The following is a 23,076-nucleotide window of genomic DNA, read 5'->3' on the forward strand; positions in this document are numbered from 1 at the left end:
ACGCCTCAACACCCGACCACGCCCTACACTCGGCCTCCTCACACCAGCACAAGCACTCGACAAAGCACTACTTGCAACAACCAGTTGAAACCGCCGTCCTTCCCTCACGGAGTGCGCAAGGAAAGGACCTTTCCGGGGTCGAACTCGATTACCTCTTGCGCTTGCCCGAGGGACGGCCCTTGTGGGCCTTCTGGTTCCGGGCGGGGACGCTCGCCGCGGCGGCGTACGCCTTCTCCTTGCGGAGTTCGGCGGCCAAGGCGTCCTCGTCGTTCGGGTCGAAGTCGTCGTCGCGCTCGGCGGCCTTGCGGGCCTGGTTCGCACGCCGCGAAGCGACCCGCTCGGCCTGCTGGCGGAACTTGGGATCGCGCATCTTGAAGTCGACCAGCAGCGGGGTCGCCAGGGCGACCGACGACAGCACGCCGACCACGGTGCCGGTCAGCTGCACCAGCGCGAGTTCCTGCAGGGTGCCGGAGCCCAGCAGGAGGTACCCGATCACCAGCAGACCGAGGATCGGCAGCGCCGCGATCAAGGACGTGTTGAACGACCGCATCAGCGTCTGGTTCAGCGCCAGGTTGGCCGCCTCGCCGAAGGTGCGGCGGGTGAGCCCGAGCAGGCCGCGCGTGTTCTCGCGGACCTTGTCGAACACCACCACCGTGTCGTACAGCGAGAAGCCGAGGATCGTCAGCAGACCGATCACCGTCGCCGGCGTGACCTCGAAGCCGATCAGCGAGTACACGCCCGCCGTCACCACGATGTCGTTCAGCAGGGTGACCAGTGCCGCGGCCGCCATCCGCGGGTCGAAGTACAACGCCAGGAACAGCGTGACCGCCAGCAGGAAGACCCCGAGCGCGATCAGCGCCTGCCGGGAGATCTCCCCGCCCCAGGACGCGCTGACCGCGCTGTCACTGATCGCCTGGACGCTCGGTTGCCCGCTGGACCCGATCGGGCCCAGTTCCTGGAACAGGGCCTGCTTCACCTTGGCGACCTCGGCCGCGTCCAAGGTGTCCGTACGGAGCTGGATGGTCGACGAGGCACCGCTGCCGACCTTCTGCGCCTCGTCGGCGGACTTGCCCAGCGCGTCCGCGAAGACTTCCTTGGCCCGCTCTTCGGTGATCTGCCCGCTCTTGCCGTTGGCGGGCAGCTGGATCTGGGTGCCGCCCTCGAAGTCGATGCCGAAGTTGAAGCCCTTGACCCCCATCGAAGCGATGCACACCAGCACCAGTGCCCCGAAGAAGAGATACCAGCGCTTGCGGACCCCGACGACGTCGAACACGCCGGTGCCCACGTACATGCGGCGGAAGACGCTCTCGTGCTTGTTCTCGGTGGTGCTCTTGTCGTCGACCACGGTCACGCCTCCTTCACGTTCGTACGGCCGGGAACGGCGCGAGCGGACTTGCGGTCCGAACCCACCTGCTGCACGGCGCCGAGGCCGAGGTTCTTGGGGTTGGACAGGAACTTCGACTTGGACCTGGACACCATCGCGACCAGGGGATGCGTGACGAGGTAGACGACCACGAGGTCGAGGACCGTCGACATGCCGAGGGTGAACGCGAAGCCCTTCACGTCACCGACGGCCAGCAGGTAGAGGATCGCCGCGGCGAGGAAGCTGACCGCGTCCGCCGCGAGAATCGTGCGCTGGGCCCGGGACCAGCCACGCGGGACCGCGGATCGGAAGGTTCTGCCTTCGCGGATTTCGTCCTTCAGCCGTTCGAAGTAGATGACGAACGAGTCCGCGGTGATACCGATCGCGATGATCAGGCCCGCCACGCCGGCGAGGTCGAGGGTGTACCCGATCCACCGCCCCAGCAGCACCAGGACCCCGTAGACGATCGCGAACGACAAGCCGAGCGACAGAATCGTCAGCAGGCCGAGCAGCCGGTAATAGAACATGCAGTAGATGAACACGGCCAGCAGGCCGATACCGCCGGCGATCAGGCCCGCCTGCAGCGACGCGAGACCCAGCGTCGCGGACACCGTCGTCGCGTCCGAGGACTCGAACGAAAGCGGCAGCGAACCGTACTTCAGCACATCCGCCAGGTCCTTCGCCTCGGCCTGGCTGAACCGGCCGGTGATCTGCGTCTGGCCGCCGAGGATCGCGGCCTGGATGGTCGGCGCGGAGACGACCTGCGTGTCGAGGACGAACGCGGCCTGCTTCTGGACGTTCTTCGAGGTGAAGTCGCCCCAGATCCGGGATCCGTCACCCTTGAAGTTCAGGTTGACGACCCACTGGGAGTTCTGGGTGTCGTAGGCCGAGGAAGCGTCGGAGATCTCGGTTCCGGGCAGGAACTCCGGCTCCAGCAGGTACTTCATGGTGTTCTTGTCACCACAGGCGACCAGCGGCTTGTCGGTGAGGTCGTTGCCGACCAGCGGGTCCGCGATATTGGGGTCGCAGTTGAGCGCCGCGAAGGCCTTCTCGGCGGCCGCGGCCTGCTTCGCCTGGTCCGTCGACAGCAGATCGGGGTTCTGCCGGACGCTCCGGGCTTCCTCGATCTCCCTCTTGGTCTTCTCGTCGGCGTTCTCGTCCGGCTGCTGCTGCGGCGCGCCCACGGCTCCACCGCCACCGTTGGCCGGACTGCTCGGCGGCGCGCTCGCGCCCGGCGAGGTCGGCGGCGGCGACGGCGTGCCCGAGGCGGGCGGGGCCGACGGCTGCTGAGCCGGGGTCACCGGCTGCGACGTCACGACCTTCCGGAAGCCCAGCTTCGCGGTCTTGCCCAGGGTCTTGGCCTGGTCGCCCTGCTCGCCGGGGACGGTGATGACGACGTTGCTGCCGTCGAGGACGACCTCGGTGCCGCTGACGCCGATACCGTTGACCCGGCGCTCGATGATCGAGCGGGCCTGTTCGAGGGACTCTCGCGGAGGGTCGCCGCCGTCGGGGTTTCGGGCGGTCAGGGTGACCCTCGTGCCGCCCTGCAGATCGATGCCGAGCTTCGGCGTCGGCTTGCCGCTACCGGTGAAGAACACCAGGGCGTACAGCGCCACCACGATCAGGGCGAAGAAGGCGAGATAGCGTCCCGGGCGGAGATGCCCGGCCGGTGCGGCCACTGTGCTTCGGTCTCCTCGGACGGACTGGGTGTTCCCCAATGGACTTGGCTGTTCACTCACTGGACGGGAGTCCGGCGGTACCGCGAACGAGCACGACTATGACGACGGACACGCACGCAGCACCGAGACACTACTCGGTGCTGCGTGAGCCCGGCGTTGGCCCCGCACCTACGAAAGTCTGGTGTCGGGGATGGCCTTACAACCGCTACTTCTTGCCGTGCTCCAGCGGAGGAGCGATCTGCGCGCCCGACTTCTCCTCGACGCGCTCGTCGTCCTTCGACTCGACGACCGGCGCCTCGACGACCTCGTCGGTGTCGATGGCGTCGGTGGCGTCTTCGTCGGTCTCGACGACCGGCTCGACCTTCTCGCGGACGGCCTGGCGCAGCCAGGTGGTCACGACGCCCGGAGCGATCTCGAGGTCGATCGTGGTGTCGGCGGTGGCGTCGGCGACGGACGCGTAGAGACCGGAGGTGGTCATCACCCGGTCACCGGGAGCCAGGCTCGCGAGCAGCTCCTGCTGCGCTGCCGCCGCCTTCTTCTGCTTACGGGTGCCCATGACGAGCGGAATCGCCACAACGAGCATCAGGAGCAGCGGCAGCAATAACTGGTTCATGATTCTCCATTTCGAGCGGACGCCGCGCGGTGCGCTGTTTTGTCCGATTTGGCGGGGTGTGCTCTCTCCGAGTGTGCCAGGTGCCAGCGGAAACTCCACCACCACCCGTCGTCACCACGGGCCTCGGGCCGGGTGAACGGTCCGGTCAGTCCTGGTCGAACAGGGTCGGTCCGCCCTGCTCGCCGCGGGTGGCACCGGCCGGGGCCGGCAGGCCGAGGTGTTCCCACGCGGCCGCTGTGGCGACCCGGCCGCGAGGAGTGCGGGCGAGCATACCGGCGCGGACGAGGTACGGCTCACACACCTCTTCGACGGTGGTCGGTTCCTCCCCCACCGCCACGGCCAGCGTCGACACGCCGACCGGGCCGCCGCCGAAGGAGCGGACCAGCGCGGTCAGCACGGCGCGGTCGAGCCGGTCGAGGCCGAGTTCGTCGACGTCGTAGACCTCGAGCGCGGCACGCGCGATCTTGCGCGTGACCTTGCCGTCGGCCCTGACCTCGGCGTAGTCGCGCACCCGGCGCAGGAGCCGGTTCGCGATCCGGGGTGTGCCGCGGGACCGGCGGGCGATCTCCGCGCAGCCGTCCCGGTCGATGTCGATGTCGAGGATCGTGGCGGCGCGCCGGGCGACGAGTTCGAGTTCGCTGTCGCTGTAGAACTCCATCTGGCCGGTGAAACCGAACCGGTCGCGCAGCGGGCCGGTCAGCGAGCCGGACCTCGTCGTGGCGCCGACCAGCGTGAACGGCGCGATCTCCAGCGGGATGCTGGTGGCGCCGGGCCCCTTGCCGACGACGACGTCGACGCGGAAGTCCTCCATCGCGAGGTACAGCATCTCCTCGGCGGGGCGGGCGATGCGGTGGATCTCGTCGATGAACAGGACGTCGCCGGGCGCCAGGTTCGACAGCATCGCGGCCAGGTCGCCCGCGCGTTCCAGCGCCGGCCCGGAGGTGATGCGGATGGCGGCGTTGAGCTCGGCGGCGACGATCATCGCCATACTCGTCTTGCCGAGCCCCGGCGGACCGGAGAGCAGGACGTGATCCGGCGGGACACCCCGGCGGCGCGCGCTTTCCAGGACGAGTTCGAGCTGCTCACGCACCCGCGGCTGACCGACGAACTCGTCCAGCTTGCGTGGGCGCAGCGTGGTCTCGACCTCGCGTTCGCCGGTCTGCGGCAGCGCCGAAAGTGTCTCGTCGTCGGCGTCGAAATCCGTCACGGCCTCATAGTCCATGTGGCCGGCTACCGCTTACGCCCGAGGGTGGCCAACGCGGCGCGCAGCACGGACGACGTCGTGTGGCCTTCGCCTTCGCCGAGCACCTTGTCGACGGCCTGTTCGGCCTGTTTGGCCGGGAAGCCGAGGCCCGCGAGCGCCTCGACGACCTCACCCCGCAGCGCGCCGGGCGCGACGACCGCGGGCGAACCGTCTGTCGGGCCCGCGAGCGCGGTGACCTTGTCGCGGAGTTCGAGCGTGAGCCGCTCGGCGCCCTTGCGGCCGATGCCGGGCACCTGGGTGAGCACGGTGATGTTGCCTTCGACCAGTGCGGAACGCAGTTTGTCCGGATCGAGGACGGCGAGCGTCGCGAGCGCGAGCCGGGGGCCGATCCCGGAGACCGTCTGCAGCAAGCCGAACAGTTCGCGGGCGTCCGCGTCGGCGAAACCGAACAGTGTCAAGGAATCCTCGCGGACCACGAGCGCGGTGTGCAGCATCGCCTCCTCGCCGCGGCGAAGCGTCGCGAGGGTGGCGGGGGTGGCCTGCACGGCGAAGCCCACTCCCCCGACCTCGATCACGACGTGGTCGAGACCGATGGAGAGGATTTCACCGCGTACCGAGGAGATCATCGAGCCGCTCCCTGCGTCTTCGCTTCTTTGGCCGCGGCGGCGAGCCTGGCCTTGTGGTTCTTGGCGATCTCGGCCGCCCTGGCCTCGGCTTCGGCGAGCCGGACGCGCATCGGCTCGCGCCACAGGTGGCAGATGGCGAGCGCGAGCGCGTCCGCGGCGTCCGCCGGATGCGGTTTGACCTCGAGACCGAGCAGTCGCATGACCATACCGGTGACCTGCGCCTTGTCCGCGCGCCCGGAGCCCGTTACGGCGGCCTTGACCTCGCTCGGGGTGTGGAACACGACCGGCAGCCCCCGCCGGGCGGCGGCGAGCGCGACGACGCCGCCCGCCTGCGCGGTGCCCATCGCGGTGCGCACGTTGTGCTGCGCGAAAACCCGTTCCACGGCGACGGCCTGGGGCTTGTACCGATCGAGCCAGCGCTCGACGGCGTCGGAGATCCCCAGTAGCCGCACCGAAAGATCCGCGTCCGCCGGGGTCCGCACGACGTCGACGGCCACGGCGCGGACGGTGCGGCCCGTGCCGCCGTCGACCACCCCGAGCCCACACCTGGTCAGACCGGGGTCGACCCCGAGTACCCGCACGCGTTTCCTCCGCTCCGGCGAACATCAGTTCGAGATCCGAGGCTACCCGGAGCAGGCTCCGGGCAAGATGAGGACATGCCGAGTCCCGACGACTTCACCGCCCATCTGGGTCTTCAGCCGTTGCCCGTCGAGGGTGGCCGCTGGGCACAGAGCTGGCGCGACGAGACCGCGTCCGCGATCTACTACCTGCTGGCGCCACCGGAGACGTCGGCGCCGCACCGGCTGGATCGGCTGGAGATCTACGCGCACCACGCCGGGGCGCCGGTGCGGATGCTGCTGTTGTTCCCGGACGGGCGGATCGCGCGGCCGGTGCTGGGCCCGGACGTCGCCGCGGGTCAGCGTCCGCAGGTGGTGGTGCCCGCCGGGGTGTGGCAGGCGTCGGTGAGCACCGGCGAGTGGAGCCTGGTCGGCACGGTGGTGGTGCCGCCTTATACGGACGACTGCGTGGAGTTCCGGTCCGCGGCGGCTTTGGCCGTCGAGTGGCCGGAAGCTGCGGAAGACCTCGCGCCTTGGCTCACGTGAGCCCTGGCGCTCGCCGAAGTCCGTGAAGGCCTCCTTCACTACCTTCAGGGTAGGTAAGGAGTCCTTCACGGACGTGGGTTCGAGGGCCGGGGTCCGGCGGTTTCGCCCTTGTAGTACGGAGGTGTGAAGGCCGAGCTTCTCCGGCTGAGCCGAGGGAAGGGGGCCTTCACGCGCAGTCGTGTTGTGGCCTGTGGTGACTTCCCGAGTCCGTGAAGGCCTCCTTGGGGGACCCTGGGTCCCTCAAGGAGGCCTTCACGGACATTCGATCAGAACGCTCAGGGGCCGTCGACGCCCGGCGTCCAGCTCTCCGGATCACCGGATTCGGTCAGCACCGGCTGGTATCGCGCGAAGCCCTCGGGCGCGTCCGCGTGCCACGGGAAGTGCCCGTCCGGCGTCGCGACGATCAGCTGCAGCGCCGGGAAGTCCCCGTCCGGGTAGATCAGGAACGCGCTCCCGAAGTACTCGGGATAGTGCCCCTTCGCGACCCGTTCGAAGACCACCGGCGCGCCCTCGAAGAAATCGTCGTACTGCTTGCCGACCTCGAAGATCTCGCCGGCGGCCGCGCGGTCGACGTAGGCGTCGAGCAGGACCGGCCCCATGTGCTCGGGCAGTCCGATCACGACCGCTTCCGCGACGTTGTGCAGCGCCCAGGCGCACGCGGTGAAGCAGAAGGCCGCTTCCTCCTCGTCGCCTTCGACCGCGATGACCGCGTTCCCTCTCGCCTTCGCCTGCGCCTCGATCCACTGGATGAGTTCGGTTTCTTCGGCGGTGAGGGCATCGGCTTCGGAGGTCGTCACGCGCGACATTGTGCCCCACGCGAGCGGCCGCACCTAGTCCCGGGACCGATTTTCCGCGGCATGGCGGGAAAATCGATCAGCCGACCTCGGCCATGACCTCGTCGGACACATCGAAGTTCGCGTACACGTTCTGCACGTCGTCGCAATCCTCGAGCGCGTCGATGAGCTTGAAGACCTTCTTCGCGCCTTCGACGTCCAGCGGGACGCTGACCGACGGCAGGAACGTGAGATCCGCGGACTCGTACTCGAAACCGGCTTCCTGCAAGGCTTTCCGGACCGGGACGAGGTCGGTGGCCTCGGAGACGATCTCGAAGTTCTCGTCGAGGTCGTTCACCTCTTCGGCACCCGCGTCGAGCACGGCCATGAGGACGTCGTCCTCGCCCGCGTCGCCCTTGGGCATGATCACGACGCCCTTGCGGTTGAACATGTAGGCGACCGAACCCGGGTCGGCGAGCGAGCCGTTGTTCCGGGTGAGCGCGGTCCGCACCTCCATGGCTGCGCGGTTCTTGTTGTCGGTGAGGCATTCGATCAGCACGGCCACACCGTTCGGGCCATAGCCTTCGTAGGTGATGGTCTGCCAGTCGGCACCACCGGCCTCTTCACCGGCACCACGCTTGCGGGCGCGCTCGATGTTGTCCTGCGGGACCGAGTTCTTCTTGGCCTTCTGGATGGCGTCGTAGAGCGTCGGGTTGCCGTCCGGGTCGCCACCGCCGGTCCGGGCCGCCACCTCGATGTTCTTGATCAACCGGGCGAAGAGCTTGCCGCGCTTCGCGTCCAGGTTGGCCTTCTTGTGCTTCGTGGTGGCCCACTTGGAGTGGCCGCTCATCTCTCCTCCATCTACTCCTGTGCCCGCCGCTGAGCACAGTGTCGGTTTTGCTAAGCCTGCCGTACGAGGTCGACGAACAGCCTGTGCACGCGTTCGTCCCCGGTGAGTTCCGGGTGGAACGACGTGGCGAGTACCGCCCCCTGCCGGACCGCGACGATCCTAGCGGCCGCGTCCTCGGAGCCCGGCATTTCGGGGACACTGGCGAGTACCTCGACCCCGTCGCCCGCCTTTTCGACCCACGGGGCGCGGATGAACACAGCGTGCACCGGGCCGCCTTCGACCCCGGTGAAGTCGAGGTCGGCTTCGAACGAGTCCACCTGCCGCCCGAACGCGTTGCGCCGGACGACGACGTCGAGACCGCCGAGTTGCCGCTGGTCAGGCCGCCCGTCGAGGGCCTGGCGGGCGAGCAGGATCATCCCGGCGCAGGAGCCGAACGCGGGCATCCCGTCCGCGATGCGCTCGCGCAGCGGCTCCAGCAGTTCGAAGGTCTCCAGCAGCCTCGACATGGTGGTTGACTCGCCACCCGGCAGCACCAGACCGTCCACTTCGGACAGTTCGCTCGCACGACGGACCGGCAGCGCCCGCGCGCCGGCGCGTTCCACCATCGCGGCGTGCTCCCGCACGTCGCCCTGCAGTGCGAGCACGCCGACCACCGGCCGTGCCCCCGTCGCGATCGCCACCCGACCTCCCGAAAGACCTTCCCCCCAGCTTAGGCGCTCCGGGGAACGGCCAGGTCAGGGGACCCCGGCCAGCCGCAACAGGGCGGCGGTCGCGGCGGCCGCCACGACGACCAGCGCGAACGGTGCCTTGCGCCAGGCGAGCACGCCGCCGACCAGGACTCCCGCCGGCCGGGCGTAGCCGGCGAACTCGTGCCCCTCGGTGAGCGCGGCGACTGCGACCAGCGCGGCCAGCAGGACCACGGCCGAACGCGCCATCAGTTTCTCGGCCTTGGGCGACACGGTGAACCGCGCCTTCAGCACCGGTCCGGCGAACCGGAAGGCGAAGGTCCCGGCCGCGAGCACACCGCCGGCGATGATCAGTTCCAGCGGGTCCATCAGTGCACTCCCTCGGGTTCGCGTTCGGCGGGCTCCTTCGCGGCCACTCCGGCCAGCACGCCGACCAGCGCGAGCAGCACCGGCAGCCCGGCGGGCAGGAACGGCGTCGTGGCCAGCGCGACGGCCACGCCGACGAGCACCGGCAGCCGGGCGGCGCGGTCGCGCAGCGACGGCAGCACCAGCGCGAGCAGGACCGCCGGGAAGGCGGCGTCGAGGCCGAAGGCGTCGGTGTCGCTGATCGCGGTCCCGGCGTAGGCCCCGGCGAGGACGCCGACGTTCCAGCAGACGAACAGCCCGATCCCGCAGACCCAGTACGCCGCCTTGCGCCGCTCCTCGTCGCGCTGGGCCAGCGCGAACGCGACCGATTCGTCGATCATCAGGTGACTTCCGACGATCCTCGACGACCATCGCTTCCCCAGGACGTCTCCGATCGCGAAGCCGAAGGGGAGATGCCGCGCGTTGGCCAGCAGACCCGCCGCGACGGCCGCGACCGGGCTGCCACCGGCGGCGATGATGCCGACGAACATGAACTGTGAGGCACCGGCGAAGACCAGCACGGAAAGCAGCATGGGTGCCCAGATCGGGAAGCCGGAGCCCACCGCGATGGCGCCGTAGGAGATGCCGACAATGGTGTCGGCGAGGCAGACCAGCCCGATGTCACGGAGAAGATCGCGCCCCAGGACACGAGTGGTTGTTCGCCATATCGAACGCATAGCGTCATACAATGAACGAACGCACCCGTGTTCGTCAAGGCGAACGCAACGACCGATGGAGCGAACGCATGTCCCCGACCGCGTCCGACGGCGCACCTCTGGACGTCATCGCCATGTCCCTGCGCCGGGAACGTGCCCGCACCGGGCTGTCCCTCACCGAGGTCGCCAAGCGCGCCGGCATCGCGAAGTCCACGCTCTCGCAGCTGGAGTCCGGGACCGGGAATCCGAGCGTCGAGACGATCTGGGCGTTGTGCGTCGCGCTCGACGTGCCGTTCTCCCGCGTCGTCGAACCCGAGCGCCCCCGGGTGCAGGTCATCCGCTCGGGCAGCGGGCCGACGGTGTTCGCCGAGCACGCCGATTACGCCTGCACGCTGCTCAGTTCCTGCCCGCCCGGCGCCCGGCGCGACGTGTACCTGATCCGCGCCGAGCCCGGGAAACCGCGGCTCTCGGATCCGCATATGAGCGGCATCGTCGAGCACATCGTCCTCAGCGCGGGCCGCGCCAAGGTCGGCCCGCTGGACGAGCCGGTCGAACTGCTGCCCGGCGACTACATCTGCTACCCCGGCGACGTCCCGCACATCTTCGAGGCACTCGAACCGGGCACGTACGGCGTGGAGATCGCCGAGTACACCTGATCAGACGGGCTCCTTCTCCTCGGTGACGTCGGCGAGCTTCCAGCCGCCTTTCCGCCGTAGCACCAGGACGTAGTACGCGACCGACAACAAGGCGACGCAGGCCGTGACGATCAGGCTCGGCCGCCCCACCGCCGGGTCGAGCACGTTCTGGTAGACCACGAACACCAGGACGCCCAGCGCCAGCACCGGCGCGACCGGGAACCACGGCATCCGGTACTTGGCGTGCGCGGTGGCGCCGGTGCGCCTTCCGACGATCGCGCCGAGGCAGAGCGCCGCGTAGACCGCCACGATCGACGTGCTGGTCACCACCAGCAGCAGTTTCGGGTCGACGAAACAGAGCAGGGCGGCGACCAGCCCGGTGCCGACGGTGGCGACCCACGGCGTCCCGAACTTCGGGTGCACCGCGGCGAGCGCCCGGCTGACCGGCCGGGGCCACGCGCGGTCGCGGCCGCTGCTGAACAGCATCCGCGAGCTGATCAGCACGATCGCCAGCACCGCGTTGATGATCGCGAGCGCGACGGCCAGCCCGAGCACCGTGTCGAGGGTTCCGCCGCCGCGCGAATCGATGAAGTAGGACAGCATGTTCCCCGAGGCGAACAGCGCGTTCAGATCGGGCGCGCCGAGCAGGACCGCGGTCACCGGGATCAGCTCGGCGAGCACGGTGATGCCGAGGGCCATCAGGATCGCGCGGGCGATGCCGCGCGAGGCGTCCTGTGTCTCCTCGCCGAAGTACACCGCCGAGCCGTAGCCGTTGTAGGCGAAGATCGCGACCGACGTGGCGATCGCGATGGCGCCGACCGTGGCCGGGCCGCCGTCCGAGCGACCGGATGGGCCAGCAGCTCGGTGAACGAACGTGCCGGGTTCAGCAGTCCCAGCGCGCTGACCACGATCAGCGCGAGGATCTCGATCGCCAGGAAGATCCCGGTGACCCAGGCGTTGAGCTTGATGTCGAACACCCCGACGACGGCCGCGACCACGCAGGTCACGGCGGCGATCACCGAGCCGGGCACGCCGGGCAGGAGCACGCCGAGATAGGTGCCGACGCCGAGCGCGATGACCGCGACGATGAGCACCTGCGTGACGATCATCAGGCCCAGTACGGCGAATCCGGGCAAACGCCCGAGAGTGCGGGTGACGATCGCGTACTCGCCGCCCGCCAGCGGAAAGGCCGACGCGAGTTCGGCGTAGACGAAGGCCATGAACACCCCGACCACCGCGGCCGCCACGAAGCTGTAGAAGGCGCCCGTCCCGGCACCGGAGATCACCCCCGGAGCGATGATGAAGACCGACGAGGCGGGACTGATCGCGGACAGCGTGATGAGCAGTGTGCCGAGGGTGCGCAGACCGCGGCGCAGGGCGGGAGTGGACACGGCCGACCTCCTACAAGGTGGATTCCTTGAATCTCCTTCGAAGAACTGTTGAGCACGCATCAAAGGCCCTCCACCGTGTGACGTCAAGAGCTGATCGCGCTCAGCTCTTGCGTTTTTCGAACAAGATTCGAAGAATGAGTGCATGGCGAGACCCAGCAAGGCAGCGGAGCGACGTACCGAACTGATCGAGGTGGCCAGACAGGCCGTCCTCGAACGCGGCGTGCTGAACCTGCGGCTGAGGGACGTCGCCGAGGGCGCGGGCCTGTCGTCGGGTTCGGTCCTGTACTACTTCCCCACCCTCACCGACCTGCTCCAGGAGGTGCAGCGCGAGGCGGTGGCACGGTTCTGTTCGGCGAGGGAACTGGCCGCGAGCACGACCACGAACCCGTCCGACCGGTTGCGGGCGATGATCCGCAGCGGTCTGCCGACCGGTCCCGACGACGAACTCTGCGTGCTGCTCTACGAACTCGGCACGATCGCCCGCCGCGATCCCGTGTACGCCGCCCGCCACATCACGCTCTACGAGCAGCAGGTACGGATCTACACCGGCATCCTCGAAGCGGGTGCCGCCACCGGCGAGTTCACCCTGACCGCGGACCCGGTGTCGATCGCGCGGAACCTCGTCGCGCTGGAAGACGGCTACGGCCTGCACCTCACCCAGGCCGTGCCGACGCTGGAAACCGCCACCGCCGAAGCGATGTTGCTCTCCTACGCCCGCACAGCCACCTCGAACCCCTTGGAGGACCGTCCATGACCCGCGCCCGCGATCTGGGTGTCCCGCTGTCCGGCCGGACCGGCGAGCACAACGCGCTCACCGATGTCCCCGGCGTCGAGATCGGTTTCACGACCCTCGTCGAAGGCGAGTCGGTGCGCACCGGCGTCACCGCCGTCCTGCCGCGCGGGCGCGAGGACTTCGCCGTGCCCTGCGCGGCCGGGACGTACGCCCTCAACGGCAACGGCGAGATGACCGGTACCGCGTGGCTGGCCGAGACCGGTTCGCTGACCCTGCCGGTGCTGATCACCTCCACGCACGCCGTCGGCGCGTGCCACCGCGGCACGATCGACTGGGTGGTGCGCGAACGGCCCGACGTGGCCGCGGAATGGCTGCTGCCGGTGGTCGCCGAGACCTGGGACGGCTACCTGAACGACAGCACCGCGCCGACCATCCACAGTGGACACGCCATCGCCGCGATCGACGCCGCGCGAACGGGTCCGGTCAACGAAGGCTCGGTCGGCGGCGGCACGGGGATGACGTGTTACGGCTTCAAGGGCGGCACCGGCACGGCCTCTCGCGTCGTGTCCTACGGGGACGACGAGTACACCGTGGGAGCGTTGGTACAGGCCAACTTCGGCTCACGTCGCGAGCTCACCGTCGCGGGCTCTCCGGTCGGACTCGAACTGAGCGCGGACAACCCGATGGAGGAGGCCTGGGCGGCGCCGTCCGGTGCGGGGTCGGTGATCGTGGTCGTCGGCACTGACGCTCCCCTGCTGCCCGGTCAGTGCACGTCGCTCGCCCGCCGGGTCCCGCTCGGCCTCGCCCGCACGGGAACCGCTGGTTCGCACTTCTCCGGCGACCTCTTCCTGGCGTTCAGCACGGCGAACCCGGGTGCGCTCACCAGCCGGTTCCCGCGCACCGACGAGGCCGAGTACGAAAGCATGCGGTTCGTCCCGTGGGGCAGGCTCGATCCCTTCTTCGAGGCCGTCGTGCAGGCGACCGAGGAAGCGGTGCTCAACGCGCTGTTCGCGAACGAGGAGATGACCGGTCACCGCGGGCACCGGGTTCCCGCGCTGCCGACGGCGCGGTGGCGCGCGGTCTAGGTCGCGGTCACCACCTTCGCGGAAGCCCGCTCGAGGTCCAGCCGGACCTGCCCGAAGCAGATCTCGTCCAGCAGTTCCAGCGCGCGGCGCGGGCACGACATCGCACTCCGCCGGCGGCTGCCTCACGGGTCAAGACGTGTCGCCACCGGCGGCCGATCAGACCCAGTCCGCCTCGATGCCGCGGGCACGCAGCGTCTCGAGCGCCTCGTCGTTGCCCGTGTAGAGCAGGGTCATCGATTTCAGGTTGGGGAAGTGCGCGACGTCGGCGAACTCGTCGACGTCGAACAGGGAGTCCTCGCCGTCCCAGTTCGGCGCGATCTCGAGGTAGATCTCGTTGCCGCCCTCCATCTCGATCTCGGTGATCTTCTCCGCCAGCTCGACGGGGACCTCGAGCTCCTCGAAGTAGGCCAGGGCCTCGGGGACCGCCTCGACGCTGCCACCGTCGTAGGTGAAGCCTTTCTCGGCGGCGTACTCCCTCAGGTCGAACTTCGGCAGGAGTTCCTGGGCGTACATCAGCTCTTGCACCACGGCGAGCTTGAAGTTGAGGTCGGTGAACGAGATCGTCTGGCTCATGCGCCGGACCTTATAGGCCGGCAGGTCGAACTGAGCCGGGTTCCGGGGAAGTGGTCGCGAAACGGCCCGGCGCTCACGAGAAGCGCCGGGCCGGTCCCACGATCGTCCGGCTTTACCAGCCGCGCTCGGACAGGCGGTGCGGCTCGGGCACGTCGTCGACGTTGATGCCGACCATCGCCTCGCCGAGGCCGCGCGAAACCTTCGCGATGACGTCCGGGTCGTCGTAGAACGTGGTGGCCTTGACGATCGCCTCGGCGCGCTGCGCCGGGTTGCCGGACTTGAAGATGCCGGAGCCGACGAACACGCCTTCGGCACCGAGCTGCATCATCATCGCGGCGTCGGCCGGGGTCGCGATACCACCGGCGGTGAACAGCACGACGGGGAGCTTGCCCTTCTCCGCGACCTCCTTGACGAGGTCATACGGGGCCTGAAGTTCCTTCGCCGCAACGTAAAGCTCATCCTCGGGCAGCGAGGAGAGGCGGCGCAGCTCCGCGCGGATCTTGCGCATGTGCGTGGTCGCGTTCGAGACGTCGCCGGTACCGGCCTCACCCTTGGAACGGATCATCGCCGCGCCCTCGTTGATGCGACGCAGCGCCTCGCCGAGGTTGGTCGCACCACAGACGAAGGGCACGGTGAAGGCCCACTTGTCGATGTGGTTCTCGTAATCGGCCGGGGTCAGCACCTCGGACTCGTCGATGTAGTCGACGCCGAGCGACTGAAGCAGCTGAGCCTCGACGAAGTGGCCGATGCGGGCCTTCGCCATGACAGGGATCGAGACGGCCTCGATGATGCCGTCGATCAGGTCCGGGTCGCTCATCCGGGCGACGCCGCCCTGCGCGCGGATGTCCGCGGGGACCCGCTCGAGCGCCATCACCGCGACGGCGCCGGCGTCCTCGGCGATCTTCGCCTGCTCGGCGGTGACCACGTCCATGATCACACCGCCCTTGAGCATCTCCGCCATCCCGCGCTTGACCCGGGCGGTGCCGGTGAGCGAGGTGGTGGCCGTGTTCGTGGAGTCGTCAGACACTGCTGGACCTTTCGGAAAGCGCACGAGGTGGGGTGACGACTCCGAGGGTAGGCCGCTTTTGGACCTCTGAAGCAGGCCAGTTCGCGGCGATTTCAGCAGTCCACTGGGTGATCTGGCCCGCACCTACTCCCGCGTTTCGTCCTCTGGATGCGGTAGTTCGCTGTCGAACTACCGCATCCAGAGGACGAAACGCGTCAGTGGACCAGGCCCTGTTCGAAGGCGAACAGGCCGTCCGGGTCGTACTTCCGTGCCACCCGCCGCAGGCGCGGCAGGCTGTCGCCGTAGTACGCCGTGGCCCACTCGGGCATCTCCGGATCGATGTAGTTGACGTACCCCGCCTGCCCGTATTCGCGGCCGAGCTCGTCCCGGACCCGGCCGATCACCTGGCGCGCGTACGCCTCGCCGCCCTCCAGACCGCGGATGATCTGGACGCTGCCCAGCGCGGACCGGTGCGGGAAGCACGACTCGCTCGACGGCACCCGCGCGATCGCGCCGCCGTACGCGTCCACGATCGAGTACAGCTGCGGATCGCCGCTCAGCAACGCCGCGAGCGCGTCGGGATCGGGCACCGGATGCGTCAACATCCTCGAAGTGGCCACGTACTCCCCTCGCTGCGCGACCGCGGCGGGGAACGCGGCCTCCTGGGCGAAGGCCCGCATCGAGGCCAGGTGGCCCTGTTCGATCACTTCGCGTTCGGTCGGCTCGATACCGACGCGACGGACCAGATCGTCCAGCAACGGGTTCACCTGAGCGGCGGAACCCACGAAGCAGCCACCGCAGTTCGCGGCCGTCGCGCCCAGCCCCATCCCGGCCCACAGTTCGTCCGGCATCGCGGGCTGCCACTCCTGCCAGGCCGCGACCAGCGCCGCCAGCGCGGCGGGCGGGAAGATCAGATTGAAGTTCGTCAGCGTCCTCGCCACCGCCGTCCGGAAGGTGAACGACGTGACGATGCCGAAGTTGCCACCACCACCGCCGCGCAACGCCCACAACAGGTCCGGCGCCGTGTCCTCCGACACCAGGCGCACCTTCCCGTCCGCGCCCACGAAGCGCACGGACTCGACGTTGTCGCAGGTCAGGCCATACTTCCGACCCAGGACACCGATCCCGCCGCCGAGGGTCAGCCCGGCGATACCGACCTGGGGACAACTACCGGCGGGCAGCGCGCGACCCGCCGCGGCCAAGGCCTCGTACACCGGGCCGAGCCGCGCGCCCGCCCCGATCGCCGCCCGGCCGCCGGGCAGGATCTCGACGACGTTCAGCCTGGACAGGTCGACCACCAGCCCTTTGTCCACAATGGAATAGCCGGCGTAGCTGTGCCCGCCGGAGCGGGCCGCGAGCGGAATCCGCTGCCTGGCCGCGAAATCGACGCAGTGCCGCACGTCGTCCTCGTTCGCGCAGACGGCGACCCCGGCGGGCAGCCGATGGTCGTAGAGGCTGAAGAACCCGAGCCTCTTTTCGTCGTACCCCGGGTCGCCGGGCCGGAACAGCTCACCCGTCAACCGGGCGCGCAACCGTTCCCACGGACCACCGCCGCCGGGAATCGCGGCGGGCACCGCCGCCATCATCGGGACCGCCCCTGCCAGCCGTAACACAGTGCGTCTGTCGAGCGCCATCGCTCATCCCCCACCGTCGGATCCGCCTCCGGGTGTCCGCCATCGAGCATAACGGCGGGTCGACATTCGGGGGTTCCCTCGCCGGTCGCCTTGCCGCGACGCCCGTCGCGGGTGTGTGATCGAGGACACACCTGTACGCGGCATCGTGTGGTGAGGAGACCGGCATGGCCGACAAACAGAGCAAGAACGGAGACTCCGGGGCCGCCGTCGCTGTGGACGACCCGGCGAAGGTCCGCAACGTCGTCCTGGTCGGCCCGTCGGGATCAGGCAAGACGACACTCGCCGAAGCGCTGCTCGCCGCGTCCGGCACGGTGACCCGGGCGGGCTCGGTCGTCGAGGGCACCACGGTGTGCGACCACGACCCCGCGGCGGTCCGGCAGCAACGGTCGGTCGGCCTTTCGGTCGCACCGGTGCTGCATCAGGGCCACAAGATCAACCTCATCGACACCCCGGGGTACGCCGATTTCGTCGGCGAACTGCGCGCCGGGCTCCGCGCCGCCGACGCGGCGTTGTTCGTGGTCTGCGCGGCGGAAGGTGTCGACGCCGCCACGATCGCGGTCTGGGAGGAATGCGCCGCCGTCGGCATGCCGAGGGCGGTGGTCGTCTCCCGGCTGGACCATCACCGCGCCGACCCCGAAGGCGAGATCGCGGCCTGCCAGGAGGCTTTCGGCGCCGGAGTCCTTCCGCTGTACCTGCCCGCGCGTGACGGCCTCGTCGGGCTCATCACGCGCCGCTACTTCGACTATTCGAACGGCTTCCCGCCCCAGGTCGGCGAGCCGGACGAGGCCGATCTCGCCCGGATGACCGAGGCCCGCAACGAACTGATCGAGGGGGTCATCGCCGAAAGCGAGGACGAGTCCCTGATGGACCGCTACCTCGCCGGCGAGGAGATCCCCGAGGACACGCTGATCGCCGACCTCGAAACAGCCGTCGCCAGCGGGTCCTTCCATCCGGTGATCCCGGTGTGTTCGACGACCGGGGTGGGGCTCGCCGAAGTCCTCGACGGGATCGTGCGCGCCTTCCCCTCGCCGCTGGAGCACGTCCCGCCGGAGGTCACCTCTCCCACCGGCGAACCGCACGCCGGGCTGCGTGCCGACCCCGACGGCCCGCTGGCGGCCGAGGTGGTCCGCACCGCTGTCGACTCCTACGTCGGCAGGGTGTCGCTGGTGCGAGTGTTCTCCGGGACGCTTCGCCCCGAACGGCCGGTGCACGTCTCGGGCCACGGCCTCGCCGAACGGGGGCACGAGGATCACGACGCCGACGAACGGGTCGCGCATCTGTACTCGCCACTCGGGGCGAACCTCCGCGAAGTCCCGTACTGCGTCGCCGGCGACCTCTGCGCGCTCACCAAGGTCGGCTCGGCGGAAACGGGCGACACCGTTTCCTCACCGGACGATCCGCTGATCATGAAGCCGTGGGCGATGCCGGAACCGCTCCTGCCGGTCGCCGTCGTCGCGAAGACACGCAGCGACGAGGACACCTTGGCGCGCAACCTTTCCCGGCTCGTCGCGGGCGATCCGACACTCCGGCTGGACCGGAACGCCGAGACCAATCAGCTCGTCCTGTGGTGCATGGGCGAGGCGCACGCCGACGTCGTGCTGTCCCGGCTGCGCGCGGGAGGCGCCGACGTGGACACCGAGCCCGTCCGCATCAGCCTGCGTTCGACCTTCGCCGGTCCGGGTCGCGGGCACGGACGGCACGTCAAGCAGTCCGGCGGGCACGGCCAGTTCGCCGTCTGCGACATCGAGGTCCAGCCGCTGCCGAGGGGGTCGGGTTTCGAGTTCGTGGACAAGGTCGTCGGCGGCTCGGTGCCGCACCAGTTCATCCCGAGTGTCGAAAAGGGAGTCCGGGCGCAAGCCCAGCGAGGACTGGTCGACGGCCATCCGCTGATCGACATCCGGGTGACCCTCGTCGACGGCAAGGCGCACAGTGTCGACTCGTCGGACGCCGCGTTCCAGACGGCGGGCGCACTGGCGCTGAAGGAAGCCGCCGCGGCGGGCAAGATCGCGCTACTCGAACCACTGGAAGAGGTGGCGGTGCGGCTTCCGGACGAGCACCTGGGCACCGTGCTGGGCGATCTCTCGTCCCGGCGTGGCCGCGTGCTCGGTACCGAATCGGGTGAAGGCGGCCGCACGGTCATCCGCGCCGAAGTCCCCGCGGTCGAGCTCCTGCGCTACGCGATCGACCTGCGTTCGCTGACTTCGGGCACGGCCACGTTCACCCGCAGGCACGCCCGGTTCGAGCCGATGCCGGAAGGAGCGGTGGCCTACTGACGCCGCGTTCAGTCCTCTGAATGCGGTCCTTGCGCACGCAAGTACCGCATTCAGAGGACTAAACGCCGGGCGGCGGGAACTCGAAGCCGCCCGGCCGGCCGTTCCGGTCCGCCAGCAGACCCGCCAGGGTGGCGACGGCGATCTCGGGCGGCGTGCGCGAGCCGATGTTCAGCCCGACCGGGCGATGGACGCGTGCGATCTCGCGGTCGGGGACGTCCAGCGCCTTGAGCGCGGCGACATGCGGGCCGGCATGGCGCGGATTGCCCAGCACCCCCACCCACCGCGCCGGGCGCTCCAGCACGGCCTTGAGGACGTCGCCGAGTTCGGGCCGGTCGTGATCGGTGACGACGACGTCGGCGTCCGGGCCGAGATCGGGCATCGTCGTGAGGGCTTCCAGGCCGGTCTCGACGTCCGTCGCGCGTGCGCCGTCCGGCTCGAACAGCACGGCCTTGTAGCCGAGATCCTTTCCGTAGCGCAGGAGGAACGAAGCGACCGGCGTCGCGAACACCGCCACCAGCAGCCGATCGCTCATGGGTCCGTCCTCCTAAAGTTCGGGCTCGGCGATCTCGAAGTATTCCGGAAGCCGGGCGGTCCCGGCGAGTCCGAAGTACCGAACCTTCCGCCGCCGCCTCAGGTGCAGGGTGTCCCGGACGGCGTCGTTGTGCACGCGCCGCGCGATGACGACGCGGTGCTCGGCGTCGGTCAGCTCTTCGGCCAGCGGCGCCGGCAGGGCCGCCCGGTCGACGCGCGCCAGCCTCAGCGTCAGTTCGCTTTCCTCGGCTTCGCGATCCGGCCTCGGGGCCCGCTCGGCACGCTCGGCGAGCGCGCGCAGCTCCTCGTCACCCAGGATCGCGGCGGCCGCCCTGGCGACGACGGCGCGCCGCGCGAGGGCCGCGTCGAGCGCCGCCCAGCCCGCGTCCGTGCGGACGTGCAGCCTGTCCAGCCTGTTCGCCGTCGCGAGCAGGAAAAGCCCGCCCAGCACGACGATCGCGGCCACGAGACCGGCGATCCACACCCAGGTCGTCATCGGCTGAACTCGCGTTCACCCGCGCCGACGCGCCGGGGATCGGCGGCGATCGCGGTTTCGTACACGCGCAGCACCTGTGTGGTGACCACGGACCAGTCGAACATCGCGACCCGCTCTCCCGCGGCCGCCGCCAGCGACACCCGCCGGGCCGGATCACCGAGCAGTTCGCGCAGGCCGTCGGCGAGTGCCGCCGCGTCGCCGGTCTCGGTCAGCATCCCGGCCTTGCCGTCGTCGAGCACCCGGCGGAACGAGTCCAGCCCGCTCGCCAGCACCGGCGTGCCCGCCGCCATGGCCTCGGTGAGGATCATCCCGAAACTCTCGCCGCCCGTGTTCGGCGCGCAGTAGACGTCGACGCTCCGCAGCGCCCGCGCCTTCGTCTCGTCGTCGACCTGGCCGAGCAGGTCGATATGCGGCGCCAGCTCCGGCCCGGCCTCGCGGCGGAGCTGATCGGCGTCGCCACGGCCGACGACCAGCAGGCGCAGCTCCTCGAACTCCGGCAGCAGCGTCCGCAACGCCTCCAGCAGTACTGCCATCCCCTTGCGAGGCTCGGTGTACCGCCCGACGAACCCGACCGTGCCGCCCGCGCGCGGGTAACCGTCCAGCGGGAGCGCGCGAGAGAAGAAGTCGACGTCGACGCCGTTGGGCACCTCGACCGCGTCGCCGCCGGCGTGTTCGACCTGGACCCGGCGGGCCAGCGCCGACACCGCGATCCGCGCGGTGATCTTCTCCAGCAGCGGGCGCAGCACCGGCTGGAACGCCGCCAGCGTGCGCGAACGCGTCGTCGCGGTGTGGAAGGTCGCCACGATCGGGCCATCCGCGACCTTCAGCGCCAGCAAGGAAAGACTCGGGGCGGCGGGTTCGTGCAGGTGCAGGACGTCGAAGTCGCCGTCCCGGATCCACCGCCGCACCCGGGCGTAGGACACCGGGCCGAACTGCAGCCGCGCGACGGAGCCGTTGTACGGGATCCCGAGCGCCTTCCCCGCGGGGACGACGAAATCCGGGACGTCGGAGTCCTCGTCCGCCGGAGCGAGGACGGAGACCTGATGCCCGCGTGCCAGCAACGCCTTCGCGAGATCGATGACGTGTCCCTGCACGCCGCCCGGTACGTCGAACGAGTACGGGCAGACGATCCCGATCTTCATGACCCGCGCCTGAGCCATCGGCTCAGCTCGCTTCGCCGAGGGCGGCCTGTTCCCCGGCTTCGAAGTCGGAGAGCCAGAACTTCTGCATCATGTGCCAGTCGGCGGGATGCGCGGCGATGTCCCCGGCGAAGATGTCCGCCAGCGCCTGCGTCGCCGCCGGGACCTCGGACCGGTTCGTCACCCGGATCCGCGGATGCAGGCGGATCTGCCAGCCGTCTTCGGTGAACCAGCAGCCGGCCGGGATCAGCGCGGCACCGGTGGTGGCGGCCAGCCTGGCGGGCCCTCCCGGCATCCGGGTCTGCTCGCCGAAGAACTTCACCGGCACGCCGGAGTTCGTCAGGTCCCTGTCCCCCACCAGGCAGATCGCCTTGTTCTCCCGCAGCCGTTTGAGCAGCACGCGCATCGCGGAACTGTCGCCGGTCAGCGGGACGATCTCGAAGCCGAGCGATTCCCGGTAGGACACGAACCGCTGGTACAGCGATTCGGGTTTCAGCCGCTCCGCGACCGTGGTGAAACCGCCGAGGTAGTCCGCAAGCCAGACGCCGGCGGCATCCCAGTTCCCGCTGTGCGGCAGCGCCATCACCGCGCCGTTGCCCTCGGCGAGGGCGGCGTCGAGGTTCTCCACGCCGGTGATCGACTGGGCGACCTTGCGGCTGACCTCCTTGTGGTCCATCGAGGGCAGCCGGAACATCTCGTGCCAGTAGCGGGCGTAGGAGCGCATCGCGCGGCGGGTCAGCTCGTCGAGTTCGACGCCGTCGGCCTGCGGCACCACCCTGGCGAGATTGCGCCGCAGCTGACGTACTCCGCCGCCGTCCCGCCGGACGGCCAGATCGGCGCCCAGCCCGAAGGTCACCGCGCCCGCCGACTCCGGCAGCCAGCGCGCGAGCCGCCAGCCCGCCGCGTAGCCGAAGTCGCCGAGCCGCTGGGAGAACCCGCTCATGCCCCGCCCTCCGCGGCGGGTGGCCCGGCCGCCTTGGCGGCCCTCGCCGCCTTGGCCACCGCGGCCGTCCGCTGCAGCAGGGTGATCACCGAAAGCACCGCGAGGAGCCAGAGCGTGATGTCCACGGTGTACGGAACGCCCAGACCGTGCAGTCCGGTTCCCACGAGGGCGATGATCAGGCGTTCCGCGCGTTCGACGAGCCCGCCGTCCGCCTCCAGCCCGGAGGCCTCGGCACGGGCCTTGACGTACGAGATGACCTGCGCGAGTACGAGGCAGATCAGCGCGGCGGCCGCGGCCGGGCGGTTGTCGTCGTGGACGAAGCACCACCACGCGATCGCGGCGAACAACGCGCCGTCGACCAGTCTGTCGCAGGTCGCGTCGAGGACCGCTCCGAACGCCGTGCCGTACCCGCGGGCGCGGGCCATCGCGCCGTCGAGCAGGTCCAGCATCGCGAAGCCCCAGACGGTGAAGGTGCCCCACAGCAGCATGTCGTTGGGAAAGAACCCGAGCGCGCACAGCACCGCCCCGGCCGTGCCGATGACGGTCATCGCGTTCGGGGTCAGACCGGCGCGCACGAGCACCTTCCCCATCGGGTCGGTGACGCGGGAAACGGAGGCGCGCGCGAAAATGTTGAGCATCGGTTCTTCAGGTGCACCTAAGCAGCAGGGTCGGGTGGCCG

The 23,076-nt window shown here is 69.7% G+C and carries 26 protein-coding genes; 5 read left to right on the top strand and 21 right to left on the bottom strand.

The window, feature by feature from the left end:
* Positions 1 to 148 precede the first annotated feature (148 nt).
* From secF to ruvC, 6 genes are all read right to left on the bottom strand, one after another.
* Complete coding sequence (gene secF / locus ACZ3HL_RS42080; protein WP_465411919.1) at positions 149 to 1,291, bottom strand: protein translocase subunit SecF; 1,143 nt, start codon at positions 1,289 to 1,291, stop codon at positions 149 to 151.
* Between the two features lie 56 nt (positions 1,292 to 1,347).
* Positions 1,348 to 3,042: a protein translocase subunit SecD gene (gene secD, locus ACZ3HL_RS42085; protein ID WP_465537421.1), complete on the bottom strand. Its 1,695-nt coding sequence runs from the start codon at positions 3,040 to 3,042 to the stop codon at positions 1,348 to 1,350.
* A 205-nt stretch (positions 3,043 to 3,247) separates the two neighbouring features.
* Positions 3,248 to 3,655: a preprotein translocase subunit YajC gene (gene yajC / locus ACZ3HL_RS42090; RefSeq protein WP_465411678.1), complete on the bottom strand. Its 408-nt coding sequence runs from the start codon at positions 3,653 to 3,655 to the stop codon at positions 3,248 to 3,250.
* A gap of 145 nt (positions 3,656 to 3,800) precedes the next feature.
* Positions 3,801 to 4,877 carry a Holliday junction branch migration DNA helicase RuvB gene (gene ruvB / locus ACZ3HL_RS42095; protein ID WP_465411679.1) on the bottom strand — a complete coding sequence of 359 codons (1,077 nt, stop codon included), beginning with the start codon at positions 4,875 to 4,877 and terminating at the stop codon, positions 3,801 to 3,803.
* Between the two features lie 8 nt (positions 4,878 to 4,885).
* Positions 4,886 to 5,485, bottom strand: a complete 600-nt coding sequence (gene ruvA / locus ACZ3HL_RS42100; RefSeq protein ID WP_125683140.1) for a Holliday junction branch migration protein RuvA — start codon at positions 5,483 to 5,485, stop codon at positions 4,886 to 4,888.
* Positions 5,482 to 6,066 (bottom strand): crossover junction endodeoxyribonuclease RuvC, encoded by a 585-nt coding sequence (gene ruvC, locus ACZ3HL_RS42105; RefSeq protein ID WP_465411680.1) that lies wholly within the window; start codon positions 6,064 to 6,066, stop codon positions 5,482 to 5,484. The genes ruvA and ruvC overlap by 4 nt, the downstream gene beginning before the upstream one ends.
* 75 nt (positions 6,067 to 6,141) lie before the next feature.
* Between ruvC and ACZ3HL_RS42110 the strand changes: the two genes are divergently transcribed.
* Complete coding sequence (locus tag ACZ3HL_RS42110; RefSeq protein WP_465537423.1) at positions 6,142 to 6,588, top strand: cupin domain-containing protein; 447 nt, start codon at positions 6,142 to 6,144, stop codon at positions 6,586 to 6,588.
* A 275-nt stretch (positions 6,589 to 6,863) separates the two neighbouring features.
* Here the strand turns inward: ACZ3HL_RS42110 and ACZ3HL_RS42115 are convergent, their stop codons facing one another.
* The 5 genes from ACZ3HL_RS42115 to ACZ3HL_RS42135 form a co-directional block, all read right to left on the bottom strand.
* The gene (locus ACZ3HL_RS42115; RefSeq protein WP_465411682.1) at positions 6,864 to 7,394 is read right to left on the bottom strand and encodes a DUF4262 domain-containing protein; all 531 of its coding nucleotides are present in this window, start codon (positions 7,392 to 7,394) and stop codon (positions 6,864 to 6,866) included.
* A gap of 67 nt (positions 7,395 to 7,461) precedes the next feature.
* The gene (locus tag ACZ3HL_RS42120) at positions 7,462 to 8,211 is read right to left on the bottom strand and encodes a YebC/PmpR family DNA-binding transcriptional regulator (RefSeq protein WP_016334762.1); all 750 of its coding nucleotides are present in this window, start codon (positions 8,209 to 8,211) and stop codon (positions 7,462 to 7,464) included.
* A gap of 50 nt (positions 8,212 to 8,261) precedes the next feature.
* Positions 8,262 to 8,891, bottom strand: coding sequence for a pyridoxal 5'-phosphate synthase glutaminase subunit PdxT (gene pdxT, locus ACZ3HL_RS42125; protein ID WP_192742036.1), 630 nt, complete (start codon positions 8,889 to 8,891; stop codon positions 8,262 to 8,264).
* A gap of 54 nt (positions 8,892 to 8,945) precedes the next feature.
* The gene (locus tag ACZ3HL_RS42130; protein ID WP_007034928.1) at positions 8,946 to 9,266 is read right to left on the bottom strand and encodes an AzlD domain-containing protein; all 321 of its coding nucleotides are present in this window, start codon (positions 9,264 to 9,266) and stop codon (positions 8,946 to 8,948) included.
* Complete coding sequence (locus tag ACZ3HL_RS42135; RefSeq protein WP_148116051.1) at positions 9,266 to 9,979, bottom strand: AzlC family ABC transporter permease; 714 nt, start codon at positions 9,977 to 9,979, stop codon at positions 9,266 to 9,268. Before ACZ3HL_RS42135 ends, ACZ3HL_RS42130 begins: the two co-directional genes overlap by 1 nt.
* A gap of 68 nt (positions 9,980 to 10,047) precedes the next feature.
* Between ACZ3HL_RS42135 and ACZ3HL_RS42140 the strand changes: the two genes are divergently transcribed.
* A complete protein-coding gene (locus ACZ3HL_RS42140) occupies positions 10,048 to 10,614 on the top strand; it encodes a helix-turn-helix domain-containing protein (RefSeq protein WP_034308044.1) in 567 nt (188 codons plus the stop codon).
* On the opposite strand, the gene ACZ3HL_RS42145 is transcribed toward ACZ3HL_RS42140, so the two are convergent.
* Together ACZ3HL_RS42145 and ACZ3HL_RS42150 are read right to left on the bottom strand one after the other, a co-directional pair.
* Positions 10,615 to 11,403: an APC family permease gene (locus tag ACZ3HL_RS42145; protein ID WP_465537514.1), complete on the bottom strand. Its 789-nt coding sequence runs from the start codon at positions 11,401 to 11,403 to the stop codon at positions 10,615 to 10,617.
* Positions 11,292 to 11,984 carry an APC family permease gene (locus ACZ3HL_RS42150; protein WP_465537425.1) on the bottom strand — a complete coding sequence of 231 codons (693 nt, stop codon included), beginning with the start codon at positions 11,982 to 11,984 and terminating at the stop codon, positions 11,292 to 11,294. The genes ACZ3HL_RS42145 and ACZ3HL_RS42150 overlap by 112 nt, the downstream gene beginning before the upstream one ends.
* Positions 11,985 to 12,126: 142 nt before the next feature.
* Between ACZ3HL_RS42150 and ACZ3HL_RS42155 the strand changes: the two genes are divergently transcribed.
* Positions 12,127 to 12,738, top strand: coding sequence for a TetR/AcrR family transcriptional regulator (locus ACZ3HL_RS42155; RefSeq protein ID WP_465537427.1), 612 nt, complete (start codon positions 12,127 to 12,129; stop codon positions 12,736 to 12,738).
* Positions 12,735 to 13,802 carry a DmpA family aminopeptidase gene (locus ACZ3HL_RS42160; RefSeq protein ID WP_465537429.1) on the top strand — a complete coding sequence of 356 codons (1,068 nt, stop codon included), beginning with the start codon at positions 12,735 to 12,737 and terminating at the stop codon, positions 13,800 to 13,802. Before ACZ3HL_RS42155 ends, ACZ3HL_RS42160 begins: the two co-directional genes overlap by 4 nt.
* Positions 13,803 to 13,958: 156 nt before the next feature.
* On the opposite strand, the gene ACZ3HL_RS42165 is transcribed toward ACZ3HL_RS42160, so the two are convergent.
* From ACZ3HL_RS42165 to ACZ3HL_RS42175, 3 genes are all read right to left on the bottom strand, one after another.
* A complete protein-coding gene (locus tag ACZ3HL_RS42165) occupies positions 13,959 to 14,375 on the bottom strand; it encodes a DUF6892 domain-containing protein (RefSeq protein ID WP_465537431.1) in 417 nt (138 codons plus the stop codon).
* Positions 14,376 to 14,487: 112 nt separating this feature from the next.
* Positions 14,488 to 15,402: a pyridoxal 5'-phosphate synthase lyase subunit PdxS gene (gene pdxS, locus ACZ3HL_RS42170; protein ID WP_034307818.1), complete on the bottom strand. Its 915-nt coding sequence runs from the start codon at positions 15,400 to 15,402 to the stop codon at positions 14,488 to 14,490.
* A gap of 194 nt (positions 15,403 to 15,596) precedes the next feature.
* Positions 15,597 to 17,015, bottom strand: a complete 1,419-nt coding sequence (locus tag ACZ3HL_RS42175; protein ID WP_465537433.1) for an FAD-binding oxidoreductase — start codon at positions 17,013 to 17,015, stop codon at positions 15,597 to 15,599.
* A gap of 164 nt (positions 17,016 to 17,179) precedes the next feature.
* On the opposite strand from ACZ3HL_RS42175, the gene ACZ3HL_RS42180 reads away from it, so the two are divergent.
* Positions 17,180 to 19,288, top strand: coding sequence for an elongation factor G-like protein EF-G2 (locus ACZ3HL_RS42180; protein ID WP_465411690.1), 2,109 nt, complete (start codon positions 17,180 to 17,182; stop codon positions 19,286 to 19,288).
* Between the two features lie 58 nt (positions 19,289 to 19,346).
* On the opposite strand, the gene ACZ3HL_RS42185 is transcribed toward ACZ3HL_RS42180, so the two are convergent.
* Genes ACZ3HL_RS42185 through pgsA form a run of 5 tightly spaced genes read right to left on the bottom strand, consistent with a single transcriptional unit; the run spans position 19,347 to position 23,035 of the window.
* The gene (locus ACZ3HL_RS42185; RefSeq protein WP_465411691.1) at positions 19,347 to 19,820 is read right to left on the bottom strand and encodes an XdhC family protein; all 474 of its coding nucleotides are present in this window, start codon (positions 19,818 to 19,820) and stop codon (positions 19,347 to 19,349) included.
* 12 nt (positions 19,821 to 19,832) lie between these two features.
* The gene (locus ACZ3HL_RS42190) at positions 19,833 to 20,315 is read right to left on the bottom strand and encodes an NUDIX hydrolase (RefSeq protein WP_465411692.1); all 483 of its coding nucleotides are present in this window, start codon (positions 20,313 to 20,315) and stop codon (positions 19,833 to 19,835) included.
* On the bottom strand, positions 20,312 to 21,457 hold the full coding sequence (locus ACZ3HL_RS42195) for a glycosyltransferase family 4 protein (protein WP_465537435.1): 1,146 nt from the start codon (positions 21,455 to 21,457) through the stop codon (positions 20,312 to 20,314). The genes ACZ3HL_RS42190 and ACZ3HL_RS42195 overlap by 4 nt, the downstream gene beginning before the upstream one ends.
* Before the next feature lie 22 nt (positions 21,458 to 21,479).
* Entirely contained in the window at positions 21,480 to 22,397 is a 918-nt protein-coding gene (locus ACZ3HL_RS42200) for a phosphatidylinositol mannoside acyltransferase (protein WP_465411694.1), read from the bottom strand.
* Positions 22,394 to 23,035, bottom strand: a complete 642-nt coding sequence (gene pgsA / locus ACZ3HL_RS42205) for a phosphatidylinositol phosphate synthase (RefSeq protein WP_016334780.1) — start codon at positions 23,033 to 23,035, stop codon at positions 22,394 to 22,396. The genes ACZ3HL_RS42200 and pgsA overlap by 4 nt, the downstream gene beginning before the upstream one ends.
* Positions 23,036 to 23,076: the final 41 nt, after the last annotated feature.

It is taken from the genome of Amycolatopsis sp. NPDC000009, from assembly GCF_055563465.1.

What these genes read in the sequence shown, in the direction of transcription:
- ACZ3HL_RS42130 (WP_007034928.1), bottom strand. Translation starts at nt 9,266, where the DNA reads ATGGACCCGCTGGAACTGATCATCGCCGGCGGTGTGCTCGCGGCCGGG.
- pgsA (WP_016334780.1), bottom strand. Translation starts at nt 23,035, where the DNA reads ATGCTCAACATTTTCGCGCGCGCCTCCGTTTCCCGCGTCACCGACCCG.
- ruvA (WP_125683140.1), bottom strand. Translation starts at nt 5,485, where the DNA reads ATGATCTCCTCGGTACGCGGTGAAATCCTCTCCATCGGTCTCGACCAC.
- ACZ3HL_RS42185 (WP_465411691.1), bottom strand. Translation starts at nt 19,820, where the DNA reads ATGAGCGATCGGCTGCTGGTGGCGGTGTTCGCGACGCCGGTCGCTTCG.
- ACZ3HL_RS42115 (WP_465411682.1), bottom strand. Translation starts at nt 7,394, where the DNA reads ATGTCGCGCGTGACGACCTCCGAAGCCGATGCCCTCACCGCCGAAGAA.
- ACZ3HL_RS42155 (WP_465537427.1), top strand. Translation starts at nt 12,127, where the DNA reads ATGGCGAGACCCAGCAAGGCAGCGGAGCGACGTACCGAACTGATCGAG.
- ACZ3HL_RS42180 (WP_465411690.1), top strand. Translation starts at nt 17,180, where the DNA reads ATGGCCGACAAACAGAGCAAGAACGGAGACTCCGGGGCCGCCGTCGCT.
- ACZ3HL_RS42165 (WP_465537431.1), bottom strand. Translation starts at nt 14,375, where the DNA reads ATGAGCCAGACGATCTCGTTCACCGACCTCAACTTCAAGCTCGCCGTG.
- ACZ3HL_RS42135 (WP_148116051.1), bottom strand. Translation starts at nt 9,979, where the DNA reads ATGCGTTCGATATGGCGAACAACCACTCGTGTCCTGGGGCGCGATCTT.
- secF (WP_465411919.1), bottom strand. Translation starts at nt 1,291, where the DNA reads ATGTACGTGGGCACCGGCGTGTTCGACGTCGTCGGGGTCCGCAAGCGC.
- ACZ3HL_RS42190 (WP_465411692.1), bottom strand. Translation starts at nt 20,315, where the DNA reads ATGACGACCTGGGTGTGGATCGCCGGTCTCGTGGCCGCGATCGTCGTG.
- ACZ3HL_RS42140 (WP_034308044.1), top strand. Translation starts at nt 10,048, where the DNA reads ATGTCCCCGACCGCGTCCGACGGCGCACCTCTGGACGTCATCGCCATG.
- ruvB (WP_465411679.1), bottom strand. Translation starts at nt 4,877, where the DNA reads ATGGACTATGAGGCCGTGACGGATTTCGACGCCGACGACGAGACACTT.
- ACZ3HL_RS42120 (WP_016334762.1), bottom strand. Translation starts at nt 8,211, where the DNA reads ATGAGCGGCCACTCCAAGTGGGCCACCACGAAGCACAAGAAGGCCAAC.
- ACZ3HL_RS42175 (WP_465537433.1), bottom strand. Translation starts at nt 17,015, where the DNA reads ATGGCGCTCGACAGACGCACTGTGTTACGGCTGGCAGGGGCGGTCCCG.
- ACZ3HL_RS42160 (WP_465537429.1), top strand. Translation starts at nt 12,735, where the DNA reads ATGACCCGCGCCCGCGATCTGGGTGTCCCGCTGTCCGGCCGGACCGGC.
- ACZ3HL_RS42195 (WP_465537435.1), bottom strand. Translation starts at nt 21,457, where the DNA reads ATGAAGATCGGGATCGTCTGCCCGTACTCGTTCGACGTACCGGGCGGC.
- ACZ3HL_RS42110 (WP_465537423.1), top strand. Translation starts at nt 6,142, where the DNA reads ATGCCGAGTCCCGACGACTTCACCGCCCATCTGGGTCTTCAGCCGTTG.
- ACZ3HL_RS42200 (WP_465411694.1), bottom strand. Translation starts at nt 22,397, where the DNA reads ATGAGCGGGTTCTCCCAGCGGCTCGGCGACTTCGGCTACGCGGCGGGC.
- yajC (WP_465411678.1), bottom strand. Translation starts at nt 3,655, where the DNA reads ATGAACCAGTTATTGCTGCCGCTGCTCCTGATGCTCGTTGTGGCGATT.